Source organism: uncultured Algibacter sp., assembly GCF_947487605.1.
In the GTDB taxonomy this organism is placed as follows: domain Bacteria; phylum Bacteroidota; class Bacteroidia; order Flavobacteriales; family Flavobacteriaceae; genus Algibacter_D.
Genome location: NZ_CANKXK010000076.1, coordinates 1 through 366 on the forward strand (window position 1 = coordinate 1; position 366 = coordinate 366).

Sequence of the window (366 nt, forward strand, 5' to 3'; positions counted from 1 at the left end):
AAGGTTCTTAAACTACCGTCTTTAGGTTCGGTATAAACTAAATTAAACCAATAATCGCTTGTTGGCATTAAAACACCGTTATAAGTACCATCCCATCCTAATCCATTAGGATTTAACTGTTTTAATAATTTACCATACCTATCAAAAATGAGTATTCTAGCCTGCATTTGATTTGATATGCCTACAATATTCCATGTTTCATTATCCCCATCACCATTTGGCGTAAAATATTTGGGATAATCCATAACCATAATAGTTTTTTGGGTTTGCCCACAGCCTTCTAAATCTCTTACCGTAATAGTATGTTCGCCTAAAGGGACATTTCTAAAAATATTATCCATTTGCCAAGGTTCTTCATCTATACGA

The 366-nt window shown here is 33.6% G+C and carries 1 protein-coding gene; it reads right to left on the bottom strand.

Features of this window, described 5'->3' with window-relative positions; all coding sequences use genetic code 11:
- Window positions 1-341, bottom strand: a 341-nt coding sequence (locus Q0739_RS15005) for a T9SS type B sorting domain-containing protein (protein ID WP_298239545.1), incomplete at its 3' end; no start/stop codon positions are given.
- Window positions 342-366: the final 25 nt, after the last annotated feature.